This window comes from Flavobacteriales bacterium, assembly GCA_013001705.1.
Lineage (GTDB): Bacteria > Bacteroidota > Bacteroidia > Flavobacteriales_D > JABDKJ01 > JABDLZ01.
On record JABDLZ010000252.1, the window covers coordinates 1 to 4,450 of the forward strand.

The 4,450-nt window shown below is 52.4% G+C and carries 2 protein-coding genes; both read left to right on the top strand.

Annotation, left to right across the window (positions count from 1 at the left end; genetic code table 11):
* Positions 1-443 precede the first annotated feature (443 nt).
* Entirely contained in the window at positions 444-1,517 is a 1,074-nt protein-coding gene (locus tag HKN79_10165) for a T9SS type A sorting domain-containing protein (protein NNC83931.1), read from the top strand.
* A gap of 95 nt (positions 1,518-1,612) precedes the next feature.
* A partial coding sequence (locus HKN79_10170) for a hypothetical protein (GenBank protein ID NNC83932.1) occupies positions 1,613-4,450 on the top strand: 2,838 nt, incomplete at its 3' end.

Below are 4,450 nucleotides of genomic sequence, written 5' to 3' on the forward strand. Positions count from 1 at the left end.
ATCCTGAGTACTTCGACAAGCTCAGCAACCACTTGTCGAAGGAAGGTTCTCGAGAACGAAGTGAAACTCGGTAGCCTCACTTCTCGATGCGCTATCGCTTACTCGAAGGCCGGCTCGAAGCAAACGGAGTTCCGCGAAGCGGAAGCCTGTCCTGAGCGAAGTCGAAGGATGGCACTCGAGAACGAAGTGGAACCGGGTAGCCTAACTTCTCGATGCGCTAGCGCTTACTCGAAGGACGGCATGGAGGAAACGGAGTTCGAGGGATCGGAACGATCGTCTCGAGAACGGAGTGGAATCCGAGGCCAATCATCTCGATGCATGCTATGCATTTACTCGAAGGCCGGCTCGAAATTACCGGAGTTCGTGTCCGATCTACACCTTTGATCCTCAAGGGAATACGGCTATTTTTTCTATATTCGGGTAGAACCACCAACTCTTCTGTCATGAAACATGCTACTAGCCTCTGCCTGATATGGGCACTCCTTTTTCCTGTGATTTCTCTCCAAAGTCAAACACTCACGGAAGAGCAACAGACGCAACTCGATGCCTTGACATCCTATCTGGATAATGTCACCATTTCAGCCTCCTTCTTCGAGGACTTGGAAATGCTGGATGAAGAAGATCAGGATTGGGATGTCACAGATTTAGAGATAATTCCTGTCAATGCCGAATTACAAGCTCGATTCAAGGTCTGTCAAGATCTGAATGAAGCTGAAGTTTTTACAAATTGTGCCTTTATCTACTGGTTATCCGTAGGCTCCTTCATCAACCTCTATCAGATCGTAGAGAACGATAACGGTCAGATCCGCCAGATAGGAACAGTCGATACCAGTACGGGCAAGGTGCAGGTCAGTGTATTCGAAGAACCCAAGGTACTCTTCGACTTTCCCATGAGCTATGGAGATGGCTTTACTTCGATCTACTCCAGTATGCCCGATACACTTGATACTGGATTCCAATCCGCACGTGCGGGTAGCTATTCCGTAATAGCCGATGCTACCGGTACACTGCAGCTACCCAACACGACCTTAGGCGGTATACTGCGACTCAAGACCATCGACACCGGTACCACGACCAACTACTTCAATGGGAATATGCTGAATACCAATTCCAGTACCATCACGAGCTATCAATACTATCTCCCAGGTGTTCCATTTCCGCTCTTCACTCAACGCAAGACCGAGATAGACTCCAACGATCCCATCTACGAGGGCGAGTACATTGCAAAAGGACTTCCGCTCGGTCTGCTAGAACCTACTACAGAAAGTCCATGGGAGCTCCTCACCAATCCCATAGCGGACGGCATGCTGATGCTGAACCACAGCGCTGAAAAGGATGGTCCCGTACTCCTCCAGCTCTTTGATATCAAAGGCAGCATGGTGTTCGAACGGACCCTCACCGATCCAAGGAATAGCCCACAGATCGAAGTGGATGTGAGCGAAGTCCCTTCTGGTCTCTATATGCTCAGTATCCAAGATCGCGGCACGGTACACGGCTTTCAAGTGGTCCTGCAGTAGCGCTGAGGATTCCATTCTTGGGTCAACAGAACACCTGATCCTATCCCAATGACCACGCTGAGAGTCTCTATCTTAGATGCCTATTCAGCGCGCTATTGTCACGGATCACCGATACGAAATACTCCAGGCACCACAGCTTCTGGTCCCGATTGCTCTGTTCAGTGGCCGGATTGGGATGGGTATTGACCTGCTCCGCCCAGATATCCATCAATGAATATTCTGCCCACAAGGGGATCTTCGATGGTGAAGAAGAGAGCGATTGGATCGAGCTGATCAATACTTCTTCCTCACCTATCTCCCTTGGGGAGTACGCCCTCTCCGATGACCCTACAGAACCCGATAAATGGCCATGCCCCGACTATGTCATGCAGGCCGATGAGATCCTGCTCATCTGCGCTTCTGGACTCGACCTGGATACCAAGGTGGATCACTGGGAATCGGTGGTACTCGCTGAGAACGATTGGCAGTATTTCCCGGGCAATAGTGCCCCACCGGCCGACTGGAACCAACTGGGCTTCGATGCCTCGACATGGAATGTCGGAGCGGGTGGCATCGGCTATGGCGATGGAGATGACAATACCTTCATATCGCCTGTTCCTTCTCTCTTCATGCGGCAGGAGTTCACTATCGATGACCTCTCCCACATAGGTGCAGCCGTATTGAGCGCAGACTTCGATGATGGATATGTGGCCTATCTCAATGGAGTGGAGATCGCCCGCTCGGACAACCTATTCGGTCAGCCACCTGGTTTCGACACCTATACCACCAGCTTCGAGGAAGCGCAGCTCTACCTCGGTGGCAGCCCCAGCTATGAGGCATTGAGCCAAGAGCAACTGGAGTCGGTACTCATCGAAGGAGAGAATGTTCTGGCCGTACAGGTCCATAATTTCAGCCCTACATCGAGCGACCTCTCCGCCATCTTCTATCTGTCTGTAGGCATCTCCGATGCGTCAATGACCTATGCGCCCGTCCCCTCTTGGTTCGACTACGTGGGCGGGAATCAATTCTATCATACCGATTTCAAATTGAGTCCGGGTGAATATATCCTGCTCAGTCAATCGCAAACAGTGGTCGATATCGATGCCATTCCCGATGATCTGAGTTACGGACTGAGCCGAGGTCGATCAGCCGATGGCTCGGGGTCCTGGTGCTACTTCGAAGTGCCCAACCCGGGTCTGCCGAATAACACCACATGTTTCGAAGGGGTGGCAGCAGCGCCTCTCTTCGGACTTCCTTCGGGCTGGTATGCTTCGGCTCAATCCACTACGGTCAGTAGTCCAGGGAGTACCGTCCATTTCACGACCAATGGGGATATCCCGGATACCGAAGACCCCATCGCTTCAGGTCCTCTGGACATTCCGGAGACCGGTATCATCTCGGCACGCGCTTTCTCGGATGAAGGCCTCCTGCCCAGCCAAGTGGTGGATCGGACCTATATCATCGGGCAGGACAATCATGAACTGCCGGTGATGAGCATCAAGACCGACTCGCTCAACCTCTGGGATTTCTACGAAGGCATCTACGTGAGTGGTCCCAATCCCGATTCCAATTATCCTTTTTTCGGAAGTAATTTCTGGCAGCCCTGGTCCAAATTCGCCCGCTTGGAATTCTTCACTGGTGATCAGTCCTTAGTGGCCGAAGAACATCTCGATCTGGAGATACATGGAGGATGGTCACGTGCCGAACCCCAGAAGTCCTTCCGGCTGGATTTCAAATCGAAATACACAGGCCGATTGGAGGTGCCGCTCTTCTCTGAGAAATCCCAGATCCCGGATTTCAACAATCTCAATCTGCGCAACGGAGGACAGCATGTCTGGAGCGATAAGATCCAAGATGCCTTGATCTCCCGGCTCTCCAAGGATACCCACGTGGATTATTCGGCCTACGAGCCCTGCATCGTCTATCTCAACGGGGATTATTGGGGCATCTATGGCATACGCGAGAAGGTGGATGAGCACTATATCGAGGACAATCACGATATCCCCGATGATCAGGTCGATCTGCTCAATGCGGAAGGTGTATTGGCCGGGACAGATGAGAAATTCATCGCGGACTATAGCTACATGATGAACATTCCGGCTGGCAATGTGGCCTTCTACGGACTGTTCAGCACCCGATTCGACATAGAGAATTACATCGATTATTTCATCATCGAGACTTTCGTGGAGAACCTCGACTGGATGGGAATCGCTTGGCAGCCCAATAATATCAAAGTCTGGCGGCCACAGACCCCGGAGGGGAAATGGCGCTATGTACTTTACGATACCGATGCGGGCCTGGGAGCATTCGGTACAGCACCGTCTCAGAACTACATCGAGATGGCCCGCAATCCCTCCCAACCGAACATGCATTCCGAGCTCTTCGATAGGGCCTTGGATAACGAGCAGTTCCGTTGTGCCTTCACAAGGCGCTATGCCGACCTGACCAACTCGATCTTCCGTCAATCCGTTGTCGATGCGCATGTGGAGAGCATGTCCGAGCAATTGGCCCCGGCCATGCCCGATCATGTGGAGCGCTGGCAATCCCCTCCGAGTGTGATCGATTGGATGAATGCAGTGGAATTCATCCGCAATCGATTCTCCGTGCGTATGCCCTATGCCCGACTGCATGTCAACACTACCCTGGAATTGGGAGGCCAGCACGACTTGACGCTGGACGTGGAACCCGCAGGCGCAGGTCGTATACAGGTAAGCACCCTCACTCCTGAAGACTATCCCTGGTCGGGGGTCTATTTCAATGGCTGTCCCATCGGCCTAGAAGCCCTGCCCGACAGCGGCTTTGTCTTTTCGCACTGGTCGGCCAATGCCCATCTACCCGGTCAGGTCGAGGATGCCTCCCTCTCGGTCGATCTGGAAGAGGATGATCTCTTCACTGCACATTTCACCACCATCACCGATCTAGAAGAAGAGTCTGGCTTTGAAGCACTCCTCATC